This window comes from Thalassoroseus pseudoceratinae, assembly GCF_011634775.1.
GTDB classification, from domain to species: domain Bacteria; phylum Planctomycetota; class Planctomycetia; order Planctomycetales; family Planctomycetaceae; genus Thalassoroseus; species Thalassoroseus pseudoceratinae.
The window spans coordinates 102343-125723 of the sequence record NZ_JAALXT010000010.1 but is presented as its reverse complement, the minus strand read 5'-3'; the positions used below and the strand labels follow the sequence as shown (position 1 = coordinate 125723).

The window sequence follows — 23381 nt, the reverse complement described above, 5'->3', positions numbered from 1 at the left end:
AATCCCTGATTGACTCCGGAAAATTTTGGTCGCGAGCGGCACTTGCTCGACATTTGGGTGTCTCACGAGCCCGTGTCACGCAGGTGCTCAATCGGCTCAAAGACGCCGAGAACGAGAGCAGCAAATCTGCCTGATTCGGGATTACGTGGACGGTGGCGGGACGACGTCATCCGGTTGGAGTGAATCCTGAGCGGCACGCTGTACGGTCAAAACATAGATCGTGTCATCCTTGATCGCGAACACCGCGCGATAGCTGGGCCGTGAGCCGAGGCCGAGCAGCTTGTCACGAATTTCGTACGAAAATTCATCGTTCTCCGCCGACAGTGAATGGCTTTCAGGAAAGTCGACGATCGATTCCAGCTGGGACTGAACCGTATCCAACCAATGAGCAGCCTGTTCTGGCGAGTGATGGCGCGCCCACCACTCCGCGTTACTCAGCACGTCCGCTTTGGCCTGGGGCAGAATAATGAGACGATAGCTCACTGCTGGCGTTGTCGTAGACCGAGGGTTGCTCGGATATCATCGAATGCTTCATTGAGCGGAACTCCCTCACCTGCTTCCATTTCCGCGATGCCTTGAGCGATGGCGTCGCGGTCCTGCTGACGCCGTAACGCTTCCATCGCACGTCGATGCACGTCGGCGTCGACGACGAAATACGTTCGGTTACTGCCCGGATCGACCACTTCCAGTTCGCTGTCGCCGCTGGCCTGAAGGGCGTCCGCCAAATCTTTGGAGAGTTTCGTAGTCATGCCGAAATTGTACCACGAAACGCCAAATTGGTGAACTGGAATTCGTTGTTGAGACGATCTTCCAGGACGAAATCCATGTCTTTCCCGAGTCGATGGGAAGGGGCTTGTAGGCAGAGGCAGTGCAGCAATTCGGTCCCTTGTGCGGTGCAAGGGCTGCGGGCTTCCGGTGTGCGCGAACGGTTCTCGGCGACGGAGTCTTGCGAACCGGCGACACCGGACCAGTCTCCTCCCCTCTTCCCGCGCGCCTGACACCCTGTGACCACGGCCTGCGAATTGCTGAGGCTGCAGTGCCTGCTCACGTTCCCGTGGGTAGCGTTTTCTACTTCCTCCCCCATTTTCTCATGGCACACGTGCCACCACGGGCCAAGCGTCCCGTCCGAAAACAGGACGCGACATCATCGGCGAACTCGTTAGCGGACGTCCTCCCGCGTCTCAAGATACAGGAAATTTCGTATGACGACCCAGCGTCCTCCTTACGGTTCGAGCCCTCGGTGGCCAGTCCGTTCGTCATGACGCAGGCGGTCGCGATCACCTACGGTCCGGTTGTCATTCGCCAGTGCTTGGAAAAGCTGCGACGGCTCGCTCAGGAATATGACGGAATCGATTACCTGCAGGTCTTCGAGGACCGCACGGACCGTAAACGTGAACCGCTCTGGTTTATCGACGACGGCAAGGGCGGTGCCATCACGCCGCTGCTCGCTTCCGACTATTGAACGCCTCGGCGTTCTCTCCCGTGATCGGCCCCCATGTCGGTTGCGGGCTTTTTGTATTTCCAATTCCCCTCTTTCGCATGGGTCAATACTTCAAAGCCATCAACACCGACAAACAAGAATACGTCTGCCCCTGGTGCATCGACGGCGGTGCCAAACTTTGGGAGCGGGCCGCCAACACGCAGGGTTCCATCTTCACGCTGCTGCTCCGCAAGTGCGACGAGGGTGGCGGTGGCGACTACTACGGTTACCACAGGGGGTGCGGGGAAGGCGGAGCAATTCGCGGTCCCCTCTCTCCGATTGCCGGCCGCTGGGCCGGTGACCGCGTGGCTCTGGTCGGCGATTACGATTCGTCGGGGCTTTACCAGGAGTCCGAACGGTTCCGCAACATCAGCCGTGAGCTGGTCGATGAGTGGAACGCGTTCATTGAAATCGAAGAACAAAAACTGAAATACAACGAGGAATGCGGTTGCGGCGAGGAGTCGTAACCGTTTCGTTGCCCGCTCGGCTTCGGTCGGGTGGGCTTTTTACTTACTTTCTTACTCCCCTCTCTCATGACTTACTTTGATCCCCATTGGGAATACTTGATGTGGTCCCGCTGGACCTACGACCAATCTTCTCGTCTGATTCATGACGCAAACGGTAAGATCATCGTCCGTTGCACTGAACCCGCCATAGACGGTGTCGATCCTGAATGGAATGCTTGGATCTTGGCCGCCGCCCCCGAACTCTTGGCGGCGCTCGATAGTATTCTGCACCTCTTGGAAGTTCACGCTTCACACATTTACTATCGCGACTCCGAGGTGACCTACGCTGATTACATCGTCAAGAAGGCGACCGGCAAACATCTGGAGGACTGACTCCGCCCGAAGGTTGTCGACCGGCCTTCGGGCGTTTTTTTCTTGCGTCGCATATTCCGTGGTCCGATTCACTTCCGCTGCCGGGCCGTTCATGGACCGACCTCGTCCGCTTCGTTGAACCGGTCCAACAGGTGTCAGCGGCAGGTCATGAACGCCATGACATGGTTCAAATTCTCGCAAACGACACAGGTCGTGACACCTCCCCGAGGCGGTCTCGATCCGAACCGCGGCTTCGTCGAGCTAGGTGCTTTTCGTACCAAGAGGTTACGACGATTGCCGGAGATCGAAATGTTCAAGTGGAATTCAATTTCGGACCAGATTCGGGCGGAATCGGAGTCCGCCATACCGAAACGCGACCGCATGCGATTGGCCCGGCATCTCGGCGTCAGCCGCGCTCGTATAACTCAAGTCTTGCGACGCCTCAAGTCACACAAGGACGATGTTGCTTGACACATACAAAGCCAGATCGACCAGACATGGAACGACCATTGTCACGCAAATCATTTCTGCATGGGGGAAGGTGGCAACTCCAATTCCAGGTCTTTACTCCACTTCTGATACTCTCTCCATATCTGCGTATTTCCCTTGAATGGCTTTACCACGACGCGTGCGCGGTATCCGTATCGCTGACCCACTTGCGGATCTCGGATAACGTATTGCCAGTCCCAAGCCGGACTATGGGTGTCGGGATCGCCGGCGTCGTCCTTGAAGAAGTTCCACATCGCGAATCGGATCGAATCGGTCTGATCGAATAGAACCATAAATAGCAGCCTGTCATCGGTTGTCTTCAGGTCGCGATCGTCGTCTAGAAAACTGTAGTAGAAAGGTGCGATGAACTTCTTCTCGGGATGTTCGATGACATTTAGCGTATGTGCTCCTGGCTCGAAGGGCAGATCCGATACGCCTGCATGAGCCACCGTCCCGACCTCAAAGTCTTTCCCTTTTCCAACACCGAACCGCACCCAACCCGTGCGGTCTCCCTCTTTGCCCCAGAAGTGGATCCTTCGATCAACTGTGCGATTCATGTACGACGCCCACATCATGACGACGAATCCCTGCGGAAAAAGGTCTCTGGTGGGCGTGCATTCGAAGGTGAGATCGATCTGACCTTCGTTTGACAGGTCGTAGATCATCTGAGCTCCTAATCCCCATTGGGAACCTGCGGCGGGCCAATGGATTCGGAATCGGCTTTCGTCCAGTTGCTTTACATCGCAAGGGTCGCGGCGTGGAGTGAACATAGAAATGTCATCTTGTTCTTTCGCACCATTAAAGATGTGTTCGAAGTTGAGCCCCACTGCATCGTCACGTAAGAGATTCGATGTGGGGTAGGACTTCAGAAAAAGTGGATTGAACCCGCTGCCCTGGCGATCCTCGTTGGACAGGTTGTCATGGAGCACACCCTCAAAGCTGGGACTCTCCACTGCGAGGGCAGTTTGCCCGTTCGCCGGCGCGACCAGCAGCGTTCCAAGAAGGGCCACTGATAAAGAGCAGATGGAAAGTCGTCTGTTCATTGCAGGTTGGTGAAGAGCATTGGTGAGGAGGGAATCCGATTCCCCGCAGAGATTAGAGCAACCGAAAGATTTGAAGCATCAAACGGCTTCGGCTTGTCGGCAAAACGTCTGGATAGCCGGCCTACGTCCCAGCAAACTTCGCAGTCAACCATTTCTGAAATCCCGGAGTCGTTTGCTCCGATGTTTGCAACGTAACCTGCGGTGAGTCAGTCGAAAGATCGAATTGCAATCGCTCGCCGTCCTCGGGGATGAGGACCTGCTCTGCGACACCAGCGTCGTTAACCATTTGCCTGAGCTTGCTTCGACTCATCAGACAATGATCGATGGCCTCCAGATGGTTAAACACGACGTGCCCCGGAGCCAGCTTTGCCAGCTCGATGAGTTCGGCTTCGCTGAACATCAAGTCTTTGCCAATGCCGAAGTTGGCGGTACCGGCAGGAGCGACGATTACTTGTGGCCTGAGTCTCTCGATGGCGGACTTGACCGTGTCCGTCAATACCGTGTCACCGGTGATGTAAACGGTCGGTTCTTCTGGGAGAGTCAGGTAGTAGCCGGCAACCGGTCCCATTAGCCATCCGATCATCCCATGTCCGTGCGTGGCGGGAACGACTTCAACCGATAGGTCGCCCGAGTCTTCGGTGATGATTCTGGCGTCCAAACCCTTGCGTCGGAGGTTGAGAGCATCAATGCTGCTGCACCACACCTTCAGTCCGAGAGATTTGATCCACTCGATGCCCGGTTTGTCCAGATGATCCGGGTGCTCATGTGTAATGAGTACCTCGGTCGCCGCTTTGAAAAACTCATCGGCGTTGTCTGGCAAGGCCGTCAATGGATTCTTGCGGCGTTCGCCGCGGAATAGTCGAAAACCTGCCAGCGACGAAGGCGGCGACAACATCGGATCAACGAGGATTCGGTGTTCGCCAATTTCCAGCAGGACGGTCGCGTTTCTGATTTGTGTAATGTTCATTTTCAACCGTCTCTATTGTTATGAAAGTTATCGCCGGACTGCAGGGGATTCCAAGTATGCATCGCTAGCTCAATTTCAGCCATTCAGGAGCCGTTGTCTCGGACGGCGTTGAGCTGTTTGAGCAGGTCAGCAACGAGTTCGGGGTGATCCTTGGCGACGTTGACCATCTCCTTGGGATCTTTGGCCAGATTGAAGAGCTGGGGGTTGGCAGCCGGCCTCTTCCGTTGCAACCTGACGGGGCGGTCGGGTCGGTTATCAGGCGCGGGGATGCCTTCGATAAGTTTCCAGTCGCCGCGGCGGATCGCGAAGACGCCATTGCTGGCGTGGTGAATCATGATTCGGTCCTTCGGATGAGTTTCTTCGTCGAGTAGCGCGGCTAGGACGTTGACACTGTCCGGCGCGGTGCCGGGCGGAACAGGTTCGCCGAAGAGAGCGTGGAGCGAGGCCAGCAGATCAACCTGACTGATGGGCGAGTCGGAAACTTTCCCCGCCGCTGCGCGGGCTGGCCACCGCACGATAAAGGGCACGCGGTGGCCGCCTTCGTAAACTTCGCCCTTGCTACCACGCAGGCTGCCGTTGGCGCGGTGCCCCGTCCTTTTCGAGGGATGAATGTTGCCGCCGTTGTCGCTGGTGAAGATGACCAGCGCGTCGTCGGCAAGTCCATTACGCGCGAGCGCGTCGAGGATCATGCCGGTCATGAAGTCGAGTTCCTGCACAAAGTCGCCGTAGGCGCCTGCCTTGCTAGTGCCCTGGAACTTCTTGTTTGGCGTGAGTGGCAGGTGTGGGTTTGGCGCGGGGAAGTAAAGGAAGAACGGCTGCCTGGCATGCGCGTCGATGAATTCGACCGCCTCCCGCGCCAGATGCAACCCCATGTCCTCGGCCACCCACTTCTTACTGATGGTGCGTTTTTCTACCAGTTTCCACCAAGGGGTGCCCTTGCCAGTTGGGGGAAAGTCGAGCTCGATCGTTTCGCCGTCATTGCGATCAACGACACGGCCGTTTTCGATGTAAACCGATGGCGGGAAGTTGTTGCTGCCGGAAATGATGTGGGAGAAACCGAAGCCCACGTCGTTCGGGCCAGGTGCGATCGGCTCCGTGTTCCAGTCGGTTTCCGGCGGCCTGCCAAGCCCCAGGTGCCATTTGCCGATGATGCCGGTGGCATATCCGTTTTTCTTCAGGAACGAGGCGAGCGTTTCGCGCCCGGTCTCGATATGGAGCGGTGCCTGCGGTGCGAGCACGCGTCGCTTGAGCGAGGTGCGCCAGCAGTAGCGGCCGGTGAGTAAGGCGTAGCGCGACGGCGAACAAACCGCTGCCGGGCTGTGGGCGTCGGTAAAACGGATGCCGTGTGCGGCCAGCGAGTCGATACGCGGCGTGTGGATGCGCGTGGCACCGTAGCAACTCAGATCGCCGTAGCCAAGATCGTCGGCGTAGATGAGGACGACGGCGCGGGGGAAATCCGATGCGGGCGCAGCGACGGCGGAGGCACTGAACAGGAGGGCATAGAGAATGCAAAGGTGCATAGGAATCGCAAGGGGGTGGATCATGAAACGAGGGGCAATGACCATGAGCAGCAGGCGGGAACGTCTCGATCCATCGTGGACAGTCCGAAACAGGCCACCGTTGTCGGAGGTAAAGATCACGATGGTGTTCACTATTGGAGATAGCCTTGTCATCTTATTCATCTTGATTGGCGGGGCCCGGTCTTGCCGCATCGACCGGAGCCCGTCTCGACACCTCGTCCAATTTCGTTTTCAGCTTTCCGGCGATCTCGGGATGCTCGCGGATCACGTTGATTTGCTGGCGGGGATCGGATTTCAGGTTGTAGAGCTGCGCGGGCGGTGAGCCCGGCTTGATGCGGCCGTCGAAGGTAATGTCGCTGTTGATGTTGTCAGTGTTCTTGATGCCGGTGAGTCCGTTGCCGAATCCGCCGCCACCCTGCGCTGGGATGTAGACCCAGTCGGCATCGCGGAGGGAGAGGTGCTCGCGGCTCTGCCCGGCAAGGACGAGATGGTCGCGGCAAGGTTGAGCGGGATCACCGGTCAGTTCGGGGAGGACAGTGATGCCGTCGGGGGCAGCATGCTCAGGCAGTTTCACGCCGAGGATGTCAGCGCAGGTCGATGTCATGTCGATCGAACTGATCAGGGCGTTGGACTTGCTGCCGGCGGGAACGCGACCCGGCCAACGGATGATGAACGGCACGCGGTGACCACCTTCCCAGACGTCAAACTTGAACCCCTGCAGGTGGGCGTTGAGGCGATGCCCGAGTTCCCAGGCCTGGCGGCCGCCCTGGTTGAGCATACCGCCGTTGTCGCTGGTGAAAATGAAGATTGAGTCGTCGGCGACGCCGATTTGTTCGAGCTTTTCCATCAAGCGGCCGGTGATCCAGTCGAGTTCGTGAACGAAGTCGCCGTAGCGTCCGGCCTTGCTGGTGCCCTGGAATCGTGGATGGGGCGTGAACGGGTGGTGGATGGCCGTGCTCGCGAAGTAGAGGAAGAACGGCTTGTCCTTGTTCGCGTCCATCCACTTGAGCGCCTTGTCCGTCAGGTGGGTGCCGACCATTTCATCGACGTAGAGCTCGTGTGCCGCCTTGCCGCCTCGGAAGCCGAGGCCGTTGCGCAGCGGAGCCTTCTTCTTCTCGGGATAGGCCTGTGTGTGTGGGTTGCCTGTGTTCTTTCTCCAGATCAGCGGATCCTCCGGCACGAGCCCGACCACGCGGTGGTTCTCGACGTAAACGAATGGCGGGTGGCTGTTCACCACCGGAACCCCGTAGTAGTAGTCGAATCCCAGCTCGAGCGGACCGGGTTTCAGTTCGCCGTTCCAGTTGGGATGTGGATCACCAAAGCCGAGATGCCACTTGCCGATACAAGCGGTGGTGTAGCCGGCCTGGTGGAACACATCGGCGAGTGTGGTTGTGTCAGGATCGATGATGAGACCGTGCTGGGCGAACACCGGGTTGTAGTTGTCGACGCGCCAGGCGTAACGGCCGGTCAGCAGGGAGTATCGCGACGGCGTGCAAACAGCCGATGCGGAATGGGCATCGGTGAAAACGCGGCCTTGCTCGGCGAGGCGGTCGATGTTCGGCGTCTTGAGTCGGCTGGCTCCGTAGCACGACAGGTCCCCGAAGCCGAGGTCGTCGGCGTAGACCAGCACGACGGCTCGAGGGGCCTTTGGCGTTTTTGGTGCAGCCGTTGCCGTGGCCGCGAACAGGATGAGTCCGGCGATGGCAAGCTGCTTCACGCACTGCAAACTCCGGGTACTTGCTGCCTTTCGAGACATGCGCAGTGATCTCTTCATGGGTCGTCCTCCGATGTGGTTGGATGGATGGCTTCCAGTGCGAATTCTGCTGCGGACGGTAGGTAGCGGTCATAGTAGCTTCCGCCTTGCATACCGATCAGACGCTTCACTTCGGGCTCGAGGGACGCTGCTGCGGGGCCGATCCGCCTCGCGATCTGAATGGCCTCGAGTCGCTCGGCATAGTTGCCCTTCCAAGTCGGTGAACGCATTATGTTTCGCTTTGTCGCAGATTTTCTTGACGCTCACGAGGCGAGCCGTGGGAGGCGGGTCGCCAGTTCTGTTCCTATTGCAGCCTGGGCGGTACTGTGGATGCCGCAGTCGGTTGCGAGGGCGGCAAGGGCCAGCGCGGTGGCGAAATGCGTGGCCACGGTTGTCGGTAGTTTGAAGTATGTGGGAATTGGTGTTTCCTAATCTGATAGAGGTCTAATCGTCGGCATGCAGCAACACGGCAGTCCAGCCGTAGGTCTCATGGTCGTACACCGCGCGGTTGAGCGAGTCAAGAACTTGCGTCACTGGGGAACTTCTTTCGTAGCGACGTGCAGCGAGTTCAAACAGGTGCACTTGACTTTCGTAGACTCGATTGCCTTGGTAGTAACCGCCGCGGGCGACCGGTTCCACTTTAAGTAAATGAGGCGCATAGGCATCGAAGGTTAGCCGCAGATTTTCCCCGTGTGGGCCCTTGTAGCGATAAAGATCCCTTCCATTGAGGAACGCCATTTCAGCCGTCAACACAAGCATTCGCTGGTGCAGGAACGCGTAGGGCATTCCGCAGCCTCGCCCATCGCGGACAGTGACCACGCGGTAGCGATCATAGATCTCTCCGCTCCCGGGCGGAGCCGCCCCCTTGGTCAATGTCGGATCGATTGGATTGAGTTGGGAGCGGTTCGGTTTCGACTCCATGAGGATGGCCCCGTCATGCATCTCCTTCCAGTCACAGGGATTTTCGGGACTGTCGAGGGCGTAAGCGATCAGCTCGTCATAACCGATTGCGTAACCGATCGCAGCGAGTCCCATGTTGTGACCGCTGAGATGGTTGTTGAAGTATTGCTTGCCGTAGTAATCATTATCGATCCAGGCCTCGTGGCCTTCCTGAATCTCTGTCGCAAGGAATCGGAGCCAATTCTCGATCGCAGATCGTTCAGTTTCGGATAGATGGGGCCAAACGAGGCTGTATGCATTTGCCATGCTCCGAGCAAACACGCCCACATTCAATCCCAAACCAGCCATGGTCGCGCCGTGACTCTGCCCACGATAGGGTTCCTTCTCAAGGTTTCTACCCGGTTGTGGCTGGTGAGTTGCCCATGCGACCATGATCGCTCTCGCTCTTTCGGCATATCGACGCTCACCGGTAACTTCGAAGACAAGACATAGGTCACGAATGGCAGCGCCAGCCGCAAGGCCACTGGCCGCGAACTCGACCGAGTTTGATCCGATGTACGGTGAGTATTCGGTGGTGAGAGCCTTGTTGGCGTCCGCCTGCAGATTCTGCCACGCGGTGCTTAAATGCGATTTTTTTGATGCGGAGTTCTTCCGCAGTCGGGCTAGTTCCTCAGGACCGACAAGGACAATCGGACGGCTCGTTGCGGAGTTGACCGATTTGGCCTCCCTGGACGGTTCGTCACCGGTTACATCATTCGAAATATAGAGGTAAGCGACGAAGCAGCAGATTGTTACCACCACACGCCGCAACCGATATGGCATGGTGAGGAAGACTGGCAATACCCCGTTCATTGGCATGTTCATTTTCTCACTCCCGTCAGGTTCAACCCCGAAATTTCTGCTTCCGTTTTCCAGTGGCCCATGCCCTCAAAACCAATGCTGAAGTTGTAGATTGCATACCGGTCGGGATCGGCAGACAGTTCAGGTTGCTTTTCATGTCCTCGTCGCAACGCTTCGGCAACCAACTTGCGAACATCGACTTCCACCGTGCGTTGTTCCGACAGTTTAGGAACCGGCTTGCCACCACTGGTAATGCTGTCGCGGTAGAAGACGTTGCCGTGCTGCTCGATGCCAAGGTGAGGGGCGTAGCGTTTCTTGTTGCTGGCAAAGAGCATCATGCCAGCGAACAGTTTCTGCTCCAGAGCATCCGGATTTCTTAGAAAGAACATGAACTTCAAATTCATTCCCGACCGGGCCGCTCCACGGATGTGATTCGGCCAGTTCGAGAGCTTCTTCATACGATCAACCTGAAACGATACACGAAAGTCGAGTCGCTGGAACTCGGCCAGCGGAATCGGCTCCATCATCCGCTGATTGACAAGGAAATGCGGCCACGTATCGCGCGCCCACTTTGCCGAGTGTCCCGTCGCGGCATTTCGAATCTCGTTCTGCGAGTTGTAATACAGCCTCAATGTTCCCTTGCGATCCGTCGTGACACGTTTGACGAGCTTTGTGTCACGGTCTGGATGGCCTTTCGGCAACCGATAGTTATTGAATTGGGCGAACTGCAGCCGTTCCGGCGAGTTCTCCTCGATCGTGTGATTGACGACGAGTCGATGCGCATGCAACTCACGAACCAGATTGCCAGTTTTGTCTTTGAAATTGTGATGCAGGCCTTCCTGGAAGTCCCATGGGTGCGTCTTCACGCCAACCTTCTTCACCGGACCATCAGGGATGAGGAACACCTGCCACGGCGAGATGTCTCGATATTCCGTCACTTCACCAAGCGGTGGACGCCGACCGCCGCTGTACTCGCTGCCGTAGATGAAGGCTGCCCCAAATCCTTCGGCGAAGCTGGTATCTTTAATCAGAGAAACATCTTCTTGCCCCAAAGATGGGTTGCCAATCGACGCAACCAGTATCAGCGCCGCCGCAGTGAATGCAGTGGTTGTATTCATAGGATTATTCTTCTTTGTTCGATTGATTCGGCGTCCAACAGATGGGCGAACGCATCTTGAGGAACGTGTGTCTCCGTCACATCAGTGAAGTATTTGGTTTCTTGCGCGGACGCCATCGAGTATTTCACGAACGAGACGGCAGTGATCAGCAGCAACAGCGTCGGTAGTGGTTTGAGAATATTCACTTCATCTCCGATGTTTCGTGAAGGGCTCATGTAGCAACTGTCGTTGCCCAGGATCGTTTGATTGCTTGAATGCAACGGCTCGAACTGTTTGCAACTACGATGCCAAACAGAAAAACGAAAGAATCACGCTTCTATCGCCCTTACCACTCTGTAACTCTGTAACGAAACGACGCGCTTGCATGAGTTCACGATGACAGTTCTGTCACCCTCGCAAAGCGCGAGAGGAAGGGGACGACGCACGTTTGGCGCACACCATGCGAATTGATGTACCGCTAAAAAGGACGGGGGCGTGCAGCGACAGGATCAGCGAGAACTACTCGGCGTCCGAGTGCGAGACTTGCGTCGGAATCTCGTATTTTTCCAGCAGGCGGTAGAGAGTGCGGCGACTGACGCCGAGCAGGCGGGCAACGCGAGCCTTGTTGCCCTCTTCGCGAACCATCAACTCAGCGATATGGGCTTTCTGGATTGAGTCCAAATCGTCTCCGGCATCACTTGAGGCAGCCTCTGTCTGCACGGGTTCGTCGGATGCACAACTTGCGACGACCTCGGGAAGGTTCCCCACTTTTATGACTTCGTCGTCTGCAAGAATCTTTGCCCGCTCGATCGCATTGATCAGTTGCCGAACATTGCCCGGCCAACTGTAGTTCTGGATCGCGCTCATCGCATTCGGTTCGATCTGCCAGTCGTCACCAGCGAAATGCACAGCCAATAACCTGATGTCATCCTGCCGCTGGCGGAGTGGAGGTAACCGCAGCGTCAGCACATCGATCCGATAGTAGAGGTCTTCGCGAAAGCGGCCTTCTTTAACTTCCTGTTCCATGTCGCGGTTGGTCGCACTGATGATGCGAACATTGACCTTCCGTTCTTTCGTCGATCCGACGCGGCGAAGGGAGCCGTCTTCCAGCACGCGAAGGAATTTGGCCTGCAACGACGAAGCGAGTTCTCCGATCTCATCAACAAACAATGTTCCGCCATCGGCCACTTCAAACAAGCCCGGTTTGGCGCTGGTTGCACCGGTGAAGGCTCCCTTCTCGTGTCCAAACAATTCGCTTTCCAAGAGTTGTTCAGGCAGAGCCGCGCAGTTGATCGTTATCATTGGCTTGTCCGCGACTTCGCTTGCCTGATGCAAAGCCTGAGCGACAAGCTCCTTTCCGGTTCCGCTTTCTCCTTGAATCAGGATCGGCTTGTCCGTTGGACCGGCTCGTTCGATCAGTCGCAGCACCTCCTTCATCACGGCCGATTCACCGATCATGTCAAACGTTGGACGCGTACGTTCTAAAGCTACTTTGAGTTGCCGATTCTCTTTGCGAAGGCGGTTGGCCTGATACGCCTTTTCGATGACGACTCTCAGTTCGTCCATCTCGACCGGCTTGCTCAGGTAATCGTGAGCACCCAACTTCATCGCTTCGACGGCCGTGCGGACGGTAGCTTCACCTGTCAGCATGACTGATTCGGTTTCGCTGGCCCGCTCCTTGATGTGGCCCAGCAAATCCAACCCCGACATGCCGGGCATCGACAGGTCTACGACGGCGACGTCGAAGCTGTGTTTGTCAAACAGTTCAAGCGCCGCCTCACCTGACTCGCAGTCCGCAACAGTGTGACCAAATTTGCGCAGCGTTCGTGCCGTCATCGAACGGAAGTCCGCATCGTCGTCAACCAGAATGAGCGACATTTTAACTGCGGACTGACTCACGAATGATGACTCCTGAAACTACTGCTGGTTGGGTGGTAAAGCGGACTTGGCATGGTCGGAATCCGCCCTCTCTAGCGACTCGGCTACCTTCTCGATTGCCTCTTCCAACTCACCACCTTCAATCGGTTTGACCAGGTAAGCGACGACGCTCGGATGGCACGGCTCACATGGGCGGTCGTGTGAGGAGACAATAATGACGGGTATCTTAGAACAGGTCGCTATTGCAGCGATCGCTGACACACCGTCCATCTCCGGCATGGCAAGGTCGGTGATGACCAAGTCGGGATGTTCGGCTTTGCAGAGTTCGACGAGCTGCGCACCGTCACACGCTTCCCCAACGACACTGTGCCCCAGTCGTGACAGAAAGCGTCTGAAGAAATCCCGAATCTCGGGTTCATCGTCGGCAACGGCGATTCGTAGGGAATGGATCACGGTTTGGCTCTCGGGATTTTCAACAGAAACTCGGCACCACCGCTCGACGAATTATGTACTTCAATCGTCCCGCAATGGGCCTCAACAATTCTCTTTGCAATCGCCATGCCCAGACCGCTTCCCTTGTGCTTCGTCGTGAAAAATGCTTCGAAAATGCGGTTCTTCTGCTCTTCGGTCAGTCCGGGGCCGTTATCGCGCAACAAGACGCACACCCCTGATTCGCCGTCTATGTCAGAATTGACACACTCGATTTCGATGTGGACCGGGTCGCCGCAAGCTGCCAACGAGTTTTCCAGCAGGTTCCGAAAAACCTGTTCCAATCGGAATGAGTCGACAGGAATCGTCAGATCAGCGTCAGACGTGTTCTCGGTCAAACGAACTTCGCGCGACTTCCACGCGGGTTCGAGATGCGACCACGCCTTCTTCCAGATTCCTGCCAGATTGCAGTCAGAGATTTGAAGATTCATTGGTGCAGCGAAACTTCTCATCTCATCGTACAACCGCTGCAAATCTTCACGAGCCCCCGCGATCCGACGCAGGTCCTCGTAGGATTCGGACGCTTCATCAAACTCGAACTTCAACATCTCAACGCCGGACTGGATTCTCTGGAGAGCGTTGCGGCTCTCGTGAGCAAGAGCGGACAACATCTTGCCCATTGCCGCGAGCCGTTCGCTTTGCACAAGTTGTTGTTTCGTCTGTTCCAGTTCGGTTATGTCCGTCATGAACCCTTCGATGGCTTCCAACCGCCCGTCTGACGCAAAGACACCTTGTCCCTGCTCCCAGACAAAACGTTCCTCCCCGCTTCGATGATGAATCCGATAGACGAATTGAAATGACCGGCGTTTCGTCAAATTGGTTTGAACTTCGTTCCAGATCCGTTCGCGATCGTCGGGGTGCATCAACTCCGTCCACGTCGGCGAACCGTCGATGATCTCGTTCGCCGAATATCCACAAACTTGTTCACATCCGTCGCTGATGAACTCCATCGTCCAGTCTTGATCATTGAGACACCGGTACGCCGCTCCCGGCAGGTTGCCCATCAACGTTGAGAGTTGCCGTTCCCGCAGTTTGACCGCCTCTTCAGCATTCTTGCGTTCCGTGACATCGTGAAGCACCCAGATTTCGCCTTCATGATCTACGTAACCCGCGAACTCGACAGTTTTGATTTCGCCCGATTTGCAATGTACCTCGATCTCCCGTCGGCCCGGGAATCCATCGAGTTTGTCGGCTTCGTACAACTGTCGCACTTCGTCGCTTCGCTCGCGATAAAGCAGTGAAAACCAGTCGTCGAGCGTCGCGATCTCATCCGACGAATAACCAAGTATCTCCTCGATCGCACGGTTAAAGAAAACTGCCTCGCCCTCGATGGCAATCGCCCCAGCCGGAAGTTCTTCGACCATCCGATGCAATCGTTCGTGACTATGGCGGATCGCAATCTCCGCATCACGCGCGGGAGTCATATCGCGGGTGATGCTCAGAATTCCTTTGATCTCGCCGCTGGTGTCGGACAGTGGAACGGATTGACTTTCAACAAAGCGGCGGCCACCCTTTCGACCAATCACCTCATATTCGGCGCGTCCGCTGTGCCCCTTCAGCACTTGGCTGTTAATTGATTTCATGGCTGCGTGATACTGGGGAGCGACGAAAGAAAGAGCAGACTGACCTTGCACCTCGTCAAACGAATCCACTTCGATCATCGCCAGACCGGCACGATTTATCGCCAGAAAGTTTCCCTGCTTGTCGAAGACCTTCACACATTCGGAAATGTTGTCAAAGATCGTGTGTAGCAACGCATCACGGTCTGTGATGGCAGCGGCATGCAAGTCATTTGCATTCTTGCACGCGTCGGCCATCGTGTCAGATGTCATAGTTCTTTCAGTTGGCATGGGCCTACCGGTGTTGGTTGAATTGACCGTCGTCAGGTCTCATTCTACCAAACGTGACCAGAATGCAACTTGCTATGAATCCGTGTGCCGCTTCATACCTCGCCGCGCCCCGGATAGTCATTGTCGATGATGTACTTGAACCCGGCAATTAGTTCTTCGATGCCGGGTCTGGTGAAAGGCATGGTCTGGATCGATGCGGCGTACAGTTCGCCGTCGGGTCGCACGATGAAAAGGCCCGGTTCGCTGAAGATTTCGGGTTCGTCCGGCTTGATGGCTTCGGAAACGTAGAGTCCCCACTTGCGAGCATCTTCGATCGACAGGCCGTAGCCGATCGGGAGGTTTTGGATTCTCCATTCTTCTTTGCTGCGCGTCGCGCGTTCTTCGGAATCGCTACTGATCGCGACCGCGTTAATGCCGAGTGCCGACAGTTCGTCGAGCTTTCGATCGATGCTGCCCAGATACTTGCGGCAGATCGGGCAGTGATAGCCGCGATAGAAGAACACGAAGGTGAAGTGTTCCGGCGACTGTTGGCTGAGTGTCCAATCGGGGCCACCGACCGTCTTGACGGTCAATTCAGGAACCTGTGTTTGTGGTTTGATCATTTTGTATTCTCCTCTGTGGGACTTGATGCTTCTCACAGTCTTGCCAACGCTTCAGCAACCGGCGTTTCACCGTTGATGAACTCGAACACTGCGCCGATTGTTCCCGGTTCTGCAAGCGACGCGGCGATGACTTCAGCCACGTCTTCGCGACTGATTTGGGCGTCGGTGCCATCAAAAGCGTCTCCAGTCTGAATCTTTCCCGTGCCGGGCTCATCGTTCAGATATCCGGGGCGCAGGATCGTGTAGTCAAGCCCGCTGGCGGCCACATACTCATCCGCTTCGTGCTTGGCGTGCAGATACCGTCGCAGGTTCTCCGGTCCCTGCTCCGGCCGTCCTGCGTTGATGGAACTGAGCAATACGAAGCGACGGACTCCTGCGCTGTTCGCAGCATTGCAGAGATGGATCGCGCCGTCTCGATCGACTGCTTCCACCGCCTTTCCTTTGGAGCCCGCTGCGAACACGACCGCATCTTGTCCTGCCACCGCGGCGTCGAGAGTTTCTGTACGTGTCACGTCTGCCAAGACCGCGCGGGCGCCGGTTTGCGTTAGGTCATCCCGCTGGTCTTCAGAACGAACGATCCCGGTCACTTCATGCCCGCTCGCGATTAGCTTGTCGATTAGGAATCGACCGACTGCTCCCCGTGATCCGGCAACAAGAATCTTCATGGTTATCTCCCTTTTGGTTTACTCGCGATCGAGAACGATTCGATATCGAGCCTTCCCGCTGCGCAGGCGTTCGAATGCATCATTGACTTTGCTCATTGGGAAGTGCTCGTTGACCGGCGCGACTTTGTGTCGAGCGGCAAAATCGAGCATCTGGCGGATGACTACGGGGGCTCCGACCGGCGATGAGCCAACCGAGAGCTGCTTGAACATCATGTCGGGTAGCACGTTGATATCGAGCGGTTCGGTGACGGCACCGGGCATCATCAGACGACCGCGCGGCTTCAACGTCGCAAGGATCGCATTCCAGTCGAGCGGAACGTTGACCGTGGACAACAGCAGGTCAAACCTGCCCGCTGCGGATTTGATCGCTTCTGGGTCGCGTGAGTTGATGGTGTCGTGTGCTCCCATGTCGATCGCTTCCTGACGCTTTGACTCGGAAGTGAATGCGGTGACGTGGCAACCCCAGGCGGCAGCAAACTTCAGGCCCATGTGGCCCAGTCCGCCGATGCCGATGACGCCCACGCTCTGCGTCGGAGACAGCCCGGCCTGAACCATCGGATTGAAGACGGCGATCCCGCCACACAGTAGTGGCCCGGCTTCGCTGGCATCCAACGCATCCGGAATCTTGATGACGCTGGGAGCTTTTGCACGAACGGTATCGGCAAAGCCGCCATGTCGTCCGGCGATTGTCGGCTCGGCGTCGGAACAGAGGTTGTGATCGCCGCCCATGCACTGATCGCACATCATGCAGTAACCTGCGTGCCAGCCAAGGCCAACGCGGTCGCCGACTTTCACATGGGTTACATGATCGCCCGCGGCCGACACTTTTCCGATCACTTCGTGACCGGGCACGAGCGGAAACTGAGCCATTCCCCACTCGTCGTCCCCCATGCTCAGATCGCTGTGGCAGATGCCGCATGATTCGACGCTGATGTCCACTTCGTACGGGTCAATGTCGCCGAGTTCAAACTCAAATGGTTCAAATTCTCCCTTGGCTTTCGTGACGGCATATGCTTTGACGGTCATTTGTTTGCTCCTGTGCGATAACGGTGACTGGTGGTTCAGGCGACAGTGCCATGATTCGGTGGATTATAAAACTCGGCGGCCAATTGACCGCCAAGCTAGGAGTGATGATCTGCTGAGACGGCTTACAAAGTCGTGTGGTCTTTGTCGAAAACGCTGATCAGTTTCTGATTCACGAATTCTTTGATGCCGAGGTCTGCGAGTTCGCGGCCGTAACCGGACTTCTTCACGCCGCCCATAGGCATGCTGGCGTAGGTCCACGAAATCTGATTGACAAAGCACGTGCCCGACTCAATCCGTTCCGCAACACGGCGACCACGGTCAAGGTCGTTGGTGTGAACTGAGCCGCCCAACCCGAAGTCGCTGTCGTTCGCGATGCGGATTGCGTCTTCTTCGTCCTTGGCGATGTGGATGATGGCGACAGGACCAAACAGCTCTTCACAGTCTGCGGGAGATCCCTTCGGAATGTCGGTCATGATGGTCGGCTCGATGAACGCGCCGTCACGCTTGCCGCCGACGAGGATTTTGGCACCGGCTTCGACCGATTTGTTGATCTGGTCTTCGAGTTGGATGGCCGCTTTCTCGGTGCAAACAGGACCGTATCCGGTGGCTTCATCCAATGGATCACCGGGCTTCAACGCGGCGAACCTCTTAGTCGCGCGATCGAGGAACTCTTCAGCGATTGATTCGTCGAGGATAATTCGCTTGGCGGCGATGCAGATTTGACCCGTGCACAGCAGTTTGCCGATCATGAACCGCTCGATGGTTGCATCCATGTCGGCGTCGTCAAGCACGATAAAGGGATCAACACCGCCAAGTTCCATGACGGTCTTCTTGACGTTGCGGCCAGCCTGTTCGGCAACCGCGGCACCGCCCTTGTTGCTCCCCGTGAAGGCGACGCCCACGACGCGGTCGTCGTCAATGATGCTCCCGGCGTTGCGAGCAGAGAGTTGCAGATTCGTATGCACTCCCTCGGGGACTCCGGCATCCTTGAGCAACTGGTCAAACGCCTCCGCAGACTGCGGCACGTTTGAGGCGTGCTTGGTGAGAACAACATTGCCCGCGATCAACTGCGGAGCAGCCACGCGTGACGGCTGGTAGAACGGGAAGTTCCAAGGCTGAATGCCGTAGACGATGCCCAGCGGCTGGTTGACCAGAGTCCCTTTACCTTCCGCCGTGTCGTATTCCTTCGGAGCGAGGATTTTCTCACCATTGTCCGCGTAGTAGTCGAATATCGTCGCACAGAGGTCAATCTCAGGGCGGGCGTCCTCAGTCTTCTTGCCCATCTCCAGCGTCATGATGGTTGCCAGTTCCTCGCGACGCTCGCGAAGCAACTCGGCGACGCGTCGGAGAATGCCAGCACGATGATCGAAGCTGGTTTCGCGCCATTCGCGGAAGGCTTCATCCGCCGTCGCGATCGCCGCATCGACCTCCTCCGACGTTATCTCTTCGTAGGTTTTCAAGACCTCGCCATTGAACGGATTGATGGACTTCAGTTCGTTTCGCGTCTTGGTTGCTGTTGCCATGACAATGTCTCCTGTGCGTGGTACTCGACCGATTGCTGTGAGCAACCCAACGTTGCTGCGTCACTGCGTTTCTTTGCAAGCTCCGTGCCATTGACGAAAATGGCTTCAATCCCCACTACGCAAGGCGTTACACACAAATAGGTGTAACCAAACTATGCGCTCTTCCTGGGTGGGCGCGCGGTTCTGACATTCTCGAGCGACGAGCAATCAACGCACATTCCCTGTTGCGTCTGACGGAATCAGCATTCATGCCGACCCCAGGCGGCATCGGATTGTACGGGCGGTTCTGCGTTCCTACACTGGCAAATTGAGGCAACCGACTCCTGTCTCGAAAAGCATTACGCAGACGCGATCGCATACCAAGAGCTTTTGCAAGCAACTCTGCTCTTGGTCGGATCGCTTTCTACGTCTTTCCTAGCGAGACAGAAATGTCGCTTTGCCTCCTCCCCGACAAGGACTCGAACCTTGAACCTAGCGGTTAACTGCCGCATGCGACTCCGAACCCGTCGCTCCCGCGAGCGGATCTGCTAAATCCAGCTAGTTTTCGCGCCAAGTGAATTGAGGCCCGGGAGTTAGCTTTCAGAGCGCCCATTTTTTGGCCGTTTAGCCCCATTTGGGCCGGTTGTTTCTGGTCTGGATGGGGCTTTTTTTGTCGCTCACCCGTGTTCGGTAAGCGGTTTTTCGAAGTCTTTGAACGGAGGAGTGATGTCGCACATTGTCGTGATTCAGACGGAAGTTCGAAATGTGGAGGCAATGGGTTTGGCGTGTCGGCGGCTGGAGTTGCCGCTTCCGGTGTATGGAGAGGCCCAACTCTTTAGCGGCCGGCAGACCGGGTGGCAGGTGAGTCTCCCAGAGTGGCGGTATCCGGTGGTGGCCGATGTTGCCAGTGGTCAGTTGGCCTTCGATCACTTTGGTGGCCGGTGGGGCGATCCGCAGCATCTCGATCGGTTTTTGCAAAGTTATGCCGTCGAACTGGCCAAGCTCGAAGCTCGCAAACAAGGTCATACCGCCACCGAAGAGCTACTCGTGGACGGCTCGATCAAAGTTACCGTCAGCGTCGGAGGAGCCGCATGAAACGCACGATCGAAATCACCGTCCGCCCCGATGGTCAAACACAGGTCGAAACTCACGGCTTTGTCGGTCCCGACTGCCAAACCGCCAGCCGGTTTCTGGAACGGGCGTTGGGGCAGACGACCAACGAAACATTCAAGCCCGAGTTTCACCAGACAAGTTCGTCGCAGAACACGCTGCGGCAGAGCGAGTAACCGTTCTGTCCTCTCGCCACGCAATTTAACTCTGACGAAAGGAACTCAATGACACTCACCGAACGACTCGCCGAGTATGTACGGGCCTGCTTTACCGGACTATGGATTCATAGTCACGAGCACACCGATGCCCTGTTAGAGATTGCCAATCTCTGCCAGCAGGAAGACTGGCAATGGGCCTCCTGGGATCTCGAACAGGGACTAAGGGGGCCGGGTGTCGACGCTGGCGGCAGCGATCCGAGCCATCAATTCGTTGGCGACACCGGAAGGCACGACGCTGCTCGTTTTGCAGAACTTCCATCGGTTCTTACAGTCAGCGGAGATCGTGCAGGCGGTCGCGCGGCAAGTGATCGCCGGGAAACAGAATCGGACCATCTTGGTGGTGCTCTCGCCGGTGGTGCAGTTGCCGGTGGAACTCGAAAAACTGTTTGTCGTGATCGACCACGATCTCCCCGATCGTCGGCAACTCGCCGAGATCGCCCGCGGGATCGCCACCGAAGACTCTGAACTGCCCCATGGAGTCGAATTCGAAACAGTATTGGATGCGGCCGCGGGACTGACACGGTTGGAAGCGGAGAATGCGTTCAGTTTATCACTCGTGCGGCATGGACGAGTACGGGCGGATGTCTTGTGGGAACTCAAAAGCCAAACGCTGCGGCAGAGTGGTTTGCTGGATTTGCACCGCGGCCAGGAATCCTTCGCCGGACTCGGAGGTTTGGAGAACCTCAAGGCGTTTTGTTTGCGGGCCATGCGGAGACAAACAACTAGCAATTCGCGTTGCCGACCCCGGGGCGTATTGCTGCTCTCACCACCGGGGTGTGGGAAATCGGCCTTCGCGAAAAGTCTGGGCCAAGAGACGGGACGACCGACACTGACACTGGAAATTGGTAGTTTGCTCGGAAGTTTAGTCGGGCAGTCCGAGTCGAATTTGCGACAGGCCCTGCAGATTGTCGAAGCGATGTCGCCCTGCATTTTGTTTTGCGACGAACTCGAGAAAGGACTCTCGGGAGTGGCTTCGAGCGGGCAAACCGATTCGGGTGTGACGGCCCGGTTGTTTGGCCGACTGCTATCGTGGCTCAACGACCGCACGTGCGATGTGTTCTTTGTCGGTACGTGTAACGACATCAGCAAACTACCACCGGAACTCACACGAGCCGAACGGTTCGACAGTTTGTTCTACATCGACCTGCCGAGCCAGTCGCAACGCCAAGCGATTTGGGAGATTTACCTGGAGCAGTTCGGCATCGACCGCGATCAACCCAAGCCAGACGATACGGATTGGTCGGGCGCGGAAATTCGCAGTTGCTGTCGGTTGGCGACGCTGTTGGATGTGCCGCTGATCGAAGCAGCCAAGAACATCGTGCCCATCGCGGTCACGGCCGCCGAGTCGGTGGCCAAACTTCGACAGTGGGCGAGCGGTCGCTGTCTGGATGCTGAGACTGCCGGCATCTATCGCCAGCAGACGTCCACAAGCAAGCGACGCCGACGGGTGACCACCGACCCGTCCAGCAATTGACACCGGCAACCGCGAAACTCCCGTCGTGGCACTAGCTCTTCCAACGGATCGCAGTCCGCGATTCCGGTGTCGCGCTCTCCGCTCGGCTGCGGCCCCAAGCCGATCATCAATCATTCATCAACCTATTTCGAAAGAGGCTTTATGTCCGAAGCTCCGAAAACCTATTGGTATCACGACGGTTGGCTGGTGTTGGCGATGGTAATCGCGGTGATCATCGTCACCAACTGGCTGTACCAGTCTTGGCAGCAGGGTCAAAAACCGCTGGCAGTCACGGAAGTTTATGGCGGACTGCAAGACTTAGATTCCGAGCAGCCGGTGCTGCATCTCACGCTTTGTCACCGCTTTCCCGGCATCCTCCGCAACGGTCGGGTGACGGTTAGTACGCCAAATCGACTCCTGGTTGTCAAGTCCGATCACTTCCAATCCCATGCCTTCCAAGAGTGGCAACCCAACGACGAGCACTCACTCACGTTCGACCTGCAACTAGCCAACTTCCACGAGCAAAATCGCATCCCGTTGACCATCCGGGTCGAAGCCGAGAACGCACGAGTCTTTCAAATCCAAGCCGTATGGCAAGGGGACGGTTGGGCCTCCAATCGCAACCGGTAATCTCACTTTCTTTCAGTTCCGCGTTACTGACTTGCTGCAGGCCTACCCTCACCACGGTCGCGGCTGTTTTTGTTTCTCATGCTAGGAGTTTTTCCAATGACTACTACAGTGATCGAATCTGATGCCCCCTCGCAATCAGCACCCGCGGAGCGACTGCGAACGACGATGGCGGCCGCCCGGCTGAGCTTTTCCTGGATGGGCGTCCGCAAATCGTTGACCGCGACGCAGAAGAACCAAGCCGCCGACTCCTTCGGAGCCGAAGGCAAGTTTTTGTCTGCTGGCAAAAAGTTATTGGATACATCCCATCCCGCCTACAAAGTGGTGACCGCAATCCGCAGCCAAGCGGTCGCCTATTGGAAAGGCGTGTCCCTGCCATTTCCCGAACCGGGGGTGCGGCTAATTCGACAGACGGCCATCACGGAGTTCGATCAGCGAATGGCCGAGTTCCGCGCCGAACTTGATGACGCTGTCACAGAGTTGGATCAGCACTATGACGAGCTGCGAACTCTGGCTCGCGAGCGACTCGGAGATTTGTTCGATCCCAGTGACTATCCCACTTCGCTGATCGGACTTTTCACGATCGAGCACGATTATCCGAGTGTGGATCCGCCGGACTATTTAAGACAACTCAGTCCTGATCTCTATGAGCAAGAATGCCGACGGGTTCAGTCGCGGTTCGACGAAGCGGTGGAGCTCGCCGAGCAGGCCTTCACGGATGAGTTGACCAAACTCGTCGAGCACCTCACTGAACGGCTCAGCGGTCAGACCGATGGCAGACCCAAAGTCTTTCGCGACTCGGCCGTCACGAACATGATCGAGTTCTTCGAACGGTTTCGCACGCTCAATGTCCGCTCCAACGTTCAACTCGATGAGCTTGTCGGTCGAGCCCAGCAAATCCTCGGCGGTGTCGAACCGCAACAGATTCGAGATAGCGGGGCGCGGCGGCAACAGATCGCATCCCAACTCGCCGGTGTCCAGTCTTCGCTCGATGGGCTGTTGGTTGACCGACCGCGTCGCAACATCCAGCGTCGTCCCAAATAGAGGAGCCGCA

General features: G+C 56.8%; 25 protein-coding genes. 8 read left to right on the top strand and 17 right to left on the bottom strand.

Annotated features, from left to right (window positions below; all coding sequences use genetic code 11):
* Positions 1-141: 141 nt before the first annotated feature.
* Together G6R38_RS26730 and G6R38_RS26725 are read right to left on the bottom strand one after the other, a co-directional pair.
* Positions 142-483, bottom strand: coding sequence for a type II toxin-antitoxin system RelE/ParE family toxin (locus G6R38_RS26730; RefSeq protein ID WP_166831833.1), 342 nt, complete (start codon positions 481-483; stop codon positions 142-144).
* Positions 480-749 carry a hypothetical protein gene (locus G6R38_RS26725; protein WP_166831832.1) on the bottom strand — a complete coding sequence of 90 codons (270 nt, stop codon included), beginning with the start codon at positions 747-749 and terminating at the stop codon, positions 480-482. The genes G6R38_RS26730 and G6R38_RS26725 overlap by 4 nt, the downstream gene beginning before the upstream one ends.
* A 287-nt stretch (positions 750-1036) precedes the next feature.
* On the opposite strand from G6R38_RS26725, the gene G6R38_RS26720 reads away from it, so the two are divergent.
* The 3 genes from G6R38_RS26720 (at position 1037) to G6R38_RS26710 (ending at position 2319) form a co-directional block, all read left to right on the top strand.
* Positions 1037-1462, top strand: a complete 426-nt coding sequence (locus G6R38_RS26720) for a hypothetical protein (protein WP_166831831.1) — start codon at positions 1037-1039, stop codon at positions 1460-1462.
* A gap of 77 nt (positions 1463-1539) precedes the next feature.
* Entirely contained in the window at positions 1540-1947 is a 408-nt protein-coding gene (locus G6R38_RS26715) for a hypothetical protein (RefSeq protein WP_166831830.1), read from the top strand.
* Positions 1948-2046: 99 nt separating this feature from the next.
* Positions 2047-2319, top strand: coding sequence for a hypothetical protein (locus G6R38_RS26710; RefSeq protein WP_166831829.1), 273 nt, complete (start codon positions 2047-2049; stop codon positions 2317-2319).
* A 500-nt stretch (positions 2320-2819) separates the two neighbouring features.
* Here G6R38_RS26710 and G6R38_RS26705 read toward each other — a convergent pair whose 3' ends face one another.
* From G6R38_RS26705 to G6R38_RS26635, 15 genes are all read right to left on the bottom strand, one after another.
* Positions 2820-3830 (bottom strand): hypothetical protein, encoded by a 1011-nt coding sequence (locus G6R38_RS26705; RefSeq protein ID WP_166831828.1) that lies wholly within the window; start codon positions 3828-3830, stop codon positions 2820-2822.
* Between the two features lie 121 nt (positions 3831-3951).
* On the bottom strand, positions 3952-4797 hold the full coding sequence (locus tag G6R38_RS26700; protein WP_166831827.1) for an MBL fold metallo-hydrolase: 846 nt from the start codon (positions 4795-4797) through the stop codon (positions 3952-3954).
* A gap of 83 nt (positions 4798-4880) precedes the next feature.
* On the bottom strand, positions 4881-6449 hold the full coding sequence (locus tag G6R38_RS26695) for a sulfatase-like hydrolase/transferase (protein ID WP_166831826.1): 1569 nt from the start codon (positions 6447-6449) through the stop codon (positions 4881-4883).
* A 22-nt stretch (positions 6450-6471) separates the two neighbouring features.
* The gene (locus G6R38_RS26690) at positions 6472-8034 is read right to left on the bottom strand and encodes a sulfatase family protein (RefSeq protein ID WP_206028753.1); all 1563 of its coding nucleotides are present in this window, start codon (positions 8032-8034) and stop codon (positions 6472-6474) included.
* 53 nt (positions 8035-8087) lie between these two features.
* Positions 8088-8300, bottom strand: a complete 213-nt coding sequence (locus tag G6R38_RS26685) for a hypothetical protein (protein WP_166831825.1) — start codon at positions 8298-8300, stop codon at positions 8088-8090.
* A 214-nt stretch (positions 8301-8514) separates the two neighbouring features.
* The gene (locus G6R38_RS26680; protein WP_206028752.1) at positions 8515-9834 is read right to left on the bottom strand and encodes an alginate lyase family protein; all 1320 of its coding nucleotides are present in this window, start codon (positions 9832-9834) and stop codon (positions 8515-8517) included.
* Positions 9831-10928 (bottom strand): hypothetical protein, encoded by a 1098-nt coding sequence (locus tag G6R38_RS26675; RefSeq protein ID WP_166831823.1) that lies wholly within the window; start codon positions 10926-10928, stop codon positions 9831-9833. Before G6R38_RS26675 ends, G6R38_RS26680 begins: the two co-directional genes overlap by 4 nt.
* Positions 10925-11143 (bottom strand): hypothetical protein, encoded by a 219-nt coding sequence (locus G6R38_RS26670; protein WP_166831822.1) that lies wholly within the window; start codon positions 11141-11143, stop codon positions 10925-10927. The genes G6R38_RS26675 and G6R38_RS26670 overlap by 4 nt, the downstream gene beginning before the upstream one ends.
* Positions 11144-11426: 283 nt before the next feature.
* Positions 11427-12806: a sigma-54-dependent transcriptional regulator gene (locus tag G6R38_RS26665; protein WP_240928395.1), complete on the bottom strand. Its 1380-nt coding sequence runs from the start codon at positions 12804-12806 to the stop codon at positions 11427-11429.
* A gap of 18 nt (positions 12807-12824) precedes the next feature.
* Positions 12825-13238 carry a response regulator gene (locus tag G6R38_RS26660; protein WP_166831821.1) on the bottom strand — a complete coding sequence of 138 codons (414 nt, stop codon included), beginning with the start codon at positions 13236-13238 and terminating at the stop codon, positions 12825-12827.
* Positions 13235-15106: a PAS domain S-box protein gene (locus G6R38_RS26655; protein WP_166831820.1), complete on the bottom strand. Its 1872-nt coding sequence runs from the start codon at positions 15104-15106 to the stop codon at positions 13235-13237. The genes G6R38_RS26660 and G6R38_RS26655 overlap by 4 nt, the downstream gene beginning before the upstream one ends.
* Before the next feature lie 110 nt (positions 15107-15216).
* Complete coding sequence (locus G6R38_RS26650) at positions 15217-15726, bottom strand: peroxiredoxin-like family protein (RefSeq protein ID WP_166831819.1); 510 nt, start codon at positions 15724-15726, stop codon at positions 15217-15219.
* Positions 15727-15758: 32 nt separating this feature from the next.
* Positions 15759-16391 carry an SDR family oxidoreductase gene (locus G6R38_RS26645; RefSeq protein WP_166831818.1) on the bottom strand — a complete coding sequence of 211 codons (633 nt, stop codon included), beginning with the start codon at positions 16389-16391 and terminating at the stop codon, positions 15759-15761.
* A gap of 18 nt (positions 16392-16409) precedes the next feature.
* Positions 16410-17417: an NADPH-dependent aldehyde reductase Ahr gene (gene ahr / locus G6R38_RS26640; protein ID WP_166831817.1), complete on the bottom strand. Its 1008-nt coding sequence runs from the start codon at positions 17415-17417 to the stop codon at positions 16410-16412.
* 122 nt (positions 17418-17539) lie between these two features.
* Positions 17540-18940, bottom strand: coding sequence for an NAD-dependent succinate-semialdehyde dehydrogenase (locus G6R38_RS26635; RefSeq protein ID WP_166831816.1), 1401 nt, complete (start codon positions 18938-18940; stop codon positions 17540-17542).
* 705 nt (positions 18941-19645) lie between these two features.
* On the opposite strand from G6R38_RS26635, the gene G6R38_RS26630 reads away from it, so the two are divergent.
* The 5 genes from G6R38_RS26630 (at position 19646) to G6R38_RS26610 (ending at position 23371) form a co-directional block, all read left to right on the top strand.
* Positions 19646-20014 (top strand): DUF1257 domain-containing protein, encoded by a 369-nt coding sequence (locus tag G6R38_RS26630; RefSeq protein ID WP_166831815.1) that lies wholly within the window; start codon positions 19646-19648, stop codon positions 20012-20014.
* Positions 20011-20205: a DUF2997 domain-containing protein gene (locus G6R38_RS26625; protein WP_166831814.1), complete on the top strand. Its 195-nt coding sequence runs from the start codon at positions 20011-20013 to the stop codon at positions 20203-20205. Before G6R38_RS26630 ends, G6R38_RS26625 begins: the two co-directional genes overlap by 4 nt.
* 214 nt (positions 20206-20419) lie before the next feature.
* Entirely contained in the window at positions 20420-21721 is a 1302-nt protein-coding gene (locus G6R38_RS26620; RefSeq protein ID WP_240928394.1) for an AAA family ATPase, read from the top strand.
* Positions 21722-21862: 141 nt separating this feature from the next.
* On the top strand, positions 21863-22330 hold the full coding sequence (locus G6R38_RS26615; RefSeq protein WP_166831813.1) for a hypothetical protein: 468 nt from the start codon (positions 21863-21865) through the stop codon (positions 22328-22330).
* 96 nt (positions 22331-22426) lie between these two features.
* Positions 22427-23371 carry a hypothetical protein gene (locus G6R38_RS26610; protein WP_166831812.1) on the top strand — a complete coding sequence of 315 codons (945 nt, stop codon included), beginning with the start codon at positions 22427-22429 and terminating at the stop codon, positions 23369-23371.
* Positions 23372-23381: the final 10 nt, after the last annotated feature.

Excerpts from the sequence above, each read along its gene's own strand:
- G6R38_RS26725 (WP_166831832.1), bottom strand. The coding sequence starts at position 749 with ATGACTACGAAACTCTCCAAAGATTTGGCGGACGCCCTTCAGGCCAGC.
- G6R38_RS26715 (WP_166831830.1), top strand. The coding sequence starts at position 1,540 with ATGGGTCAATACTTCAAAGCCATCAACACCGACAAACAAGAATACGTC.
- G6R38_RS26710 (WP_166831829.1), top strand. The coding sequence starts at position 2,047 with ATGTGGTCCCGCTGGACCTACGACCAATCTTCTCGTCTGATTCATGAC.
- G6R38_RS26705 (WP_166831828.1), bottom strand. The coding sequence starts at position 3,830 with ATGAACAGACGACTTTCCATCTGCTCTTTATCAGTGGCCCTTCTTGGA.
- G6R38_RS26700 (WP_166831827.1), bottom strand. The coding sequence starts at position 4,797 with ATGAACATTACACAAATCAGAAACGCGACCGTCCTGCTGGAAATTGGC.
- G6R38_RS26685 (WP_166831825.1), bottom strand. The coding sequence starts at position 8,300 with ATGCGTTCACCGACTTGGAAGGGCAACTATGCCGAGCGACTCGAGGCC.
- G6R38_RS26680 (WP_206028752.1), bottom strand. The coding sequence starts at position 9,834 with ATGAACATGCCAATGAACGGGGTATTGCCAGTCTTCCTCACCATGCCA.
- G6R38_RS26675 (WP_166831823.1), bottom strand. The coding sequence starts at position 10,928 with ATGAATACAACCACTGCATTCACTGCGGCGGCGCTGATACTGGTTGCG.
- G6R38_RS26670 (WP_166831822.1), bottom strand. The coding sequence starts at position 11,143 with ATGAGCCCTTCACGAAACATCGGAGATGAAGTGAATATTCTCAAACCA.
- G6R38_RS26655 (WP_166831820.1), bottom strand. The coding sequence starts at position 15,106 with ATGACATCTGACACGATGGCCGACGCGTGCAAGAATGCAAATGACTTG.
- G6R38_RS26650 (WP_166831819.1), bottom strand. The coding sequence starts at position 15,726 with ATGATCAAACCACAAACACAGGTTCCTGAATTGACCGTCAAGACGGTC.
- G6R38_RS26645 (WP_166831818.1), bottom strand. The coding sequence starts at position 16,391 with ATGAAGATTCTTGTTGCCGGATCACGGGGAGCAGTCGGTCGATTCCTA.
- ahr (WP_166831817.1), bottom strand. The coding sequence starts at position 17,417 with ATGACCGTCAAAGCATATGCCGTCACGAAAGCCAAGGGAGAATTTGAA.
- G6R38_RS26635 (WP_166831816.1), bottom strand. The coding sequence starts at position 18,940 with ATGGCAACAGCAACCAAGACGCGAAACGAACTGAAGTCCATCAATCCG.
- G6R38_RS26630 (WP_166831815.1), top strand. The coding sequence starts at position 19,646 with ATGTCGCACATTGTCGTGATTCAGACGGAAGTTCGAAATGTGGAGGCA.
- G6R38_RS26625 (WP_166831814.1), top strand. The coding sequence starts at position 20,011 with ATGAAACGCACGATCGAAATCACCGTCCGCCCCGATGGTCAAACACAG.
- G6R38_RS26615 (WP_166831813.1), top strand. The coding sequence starts at position 21,863 with ATGTCCGAAGCTCCGAAAACCTATTGGTATCACGACGGTTGGCTGGTG.
- G6R38_RS26610 (WP_166831812.1), top strand. The coding sequence starts at position 22,427 with ATGACTACTACAGTGATCGAATCTGATGCCCCCTCGCAATCAGCACCC.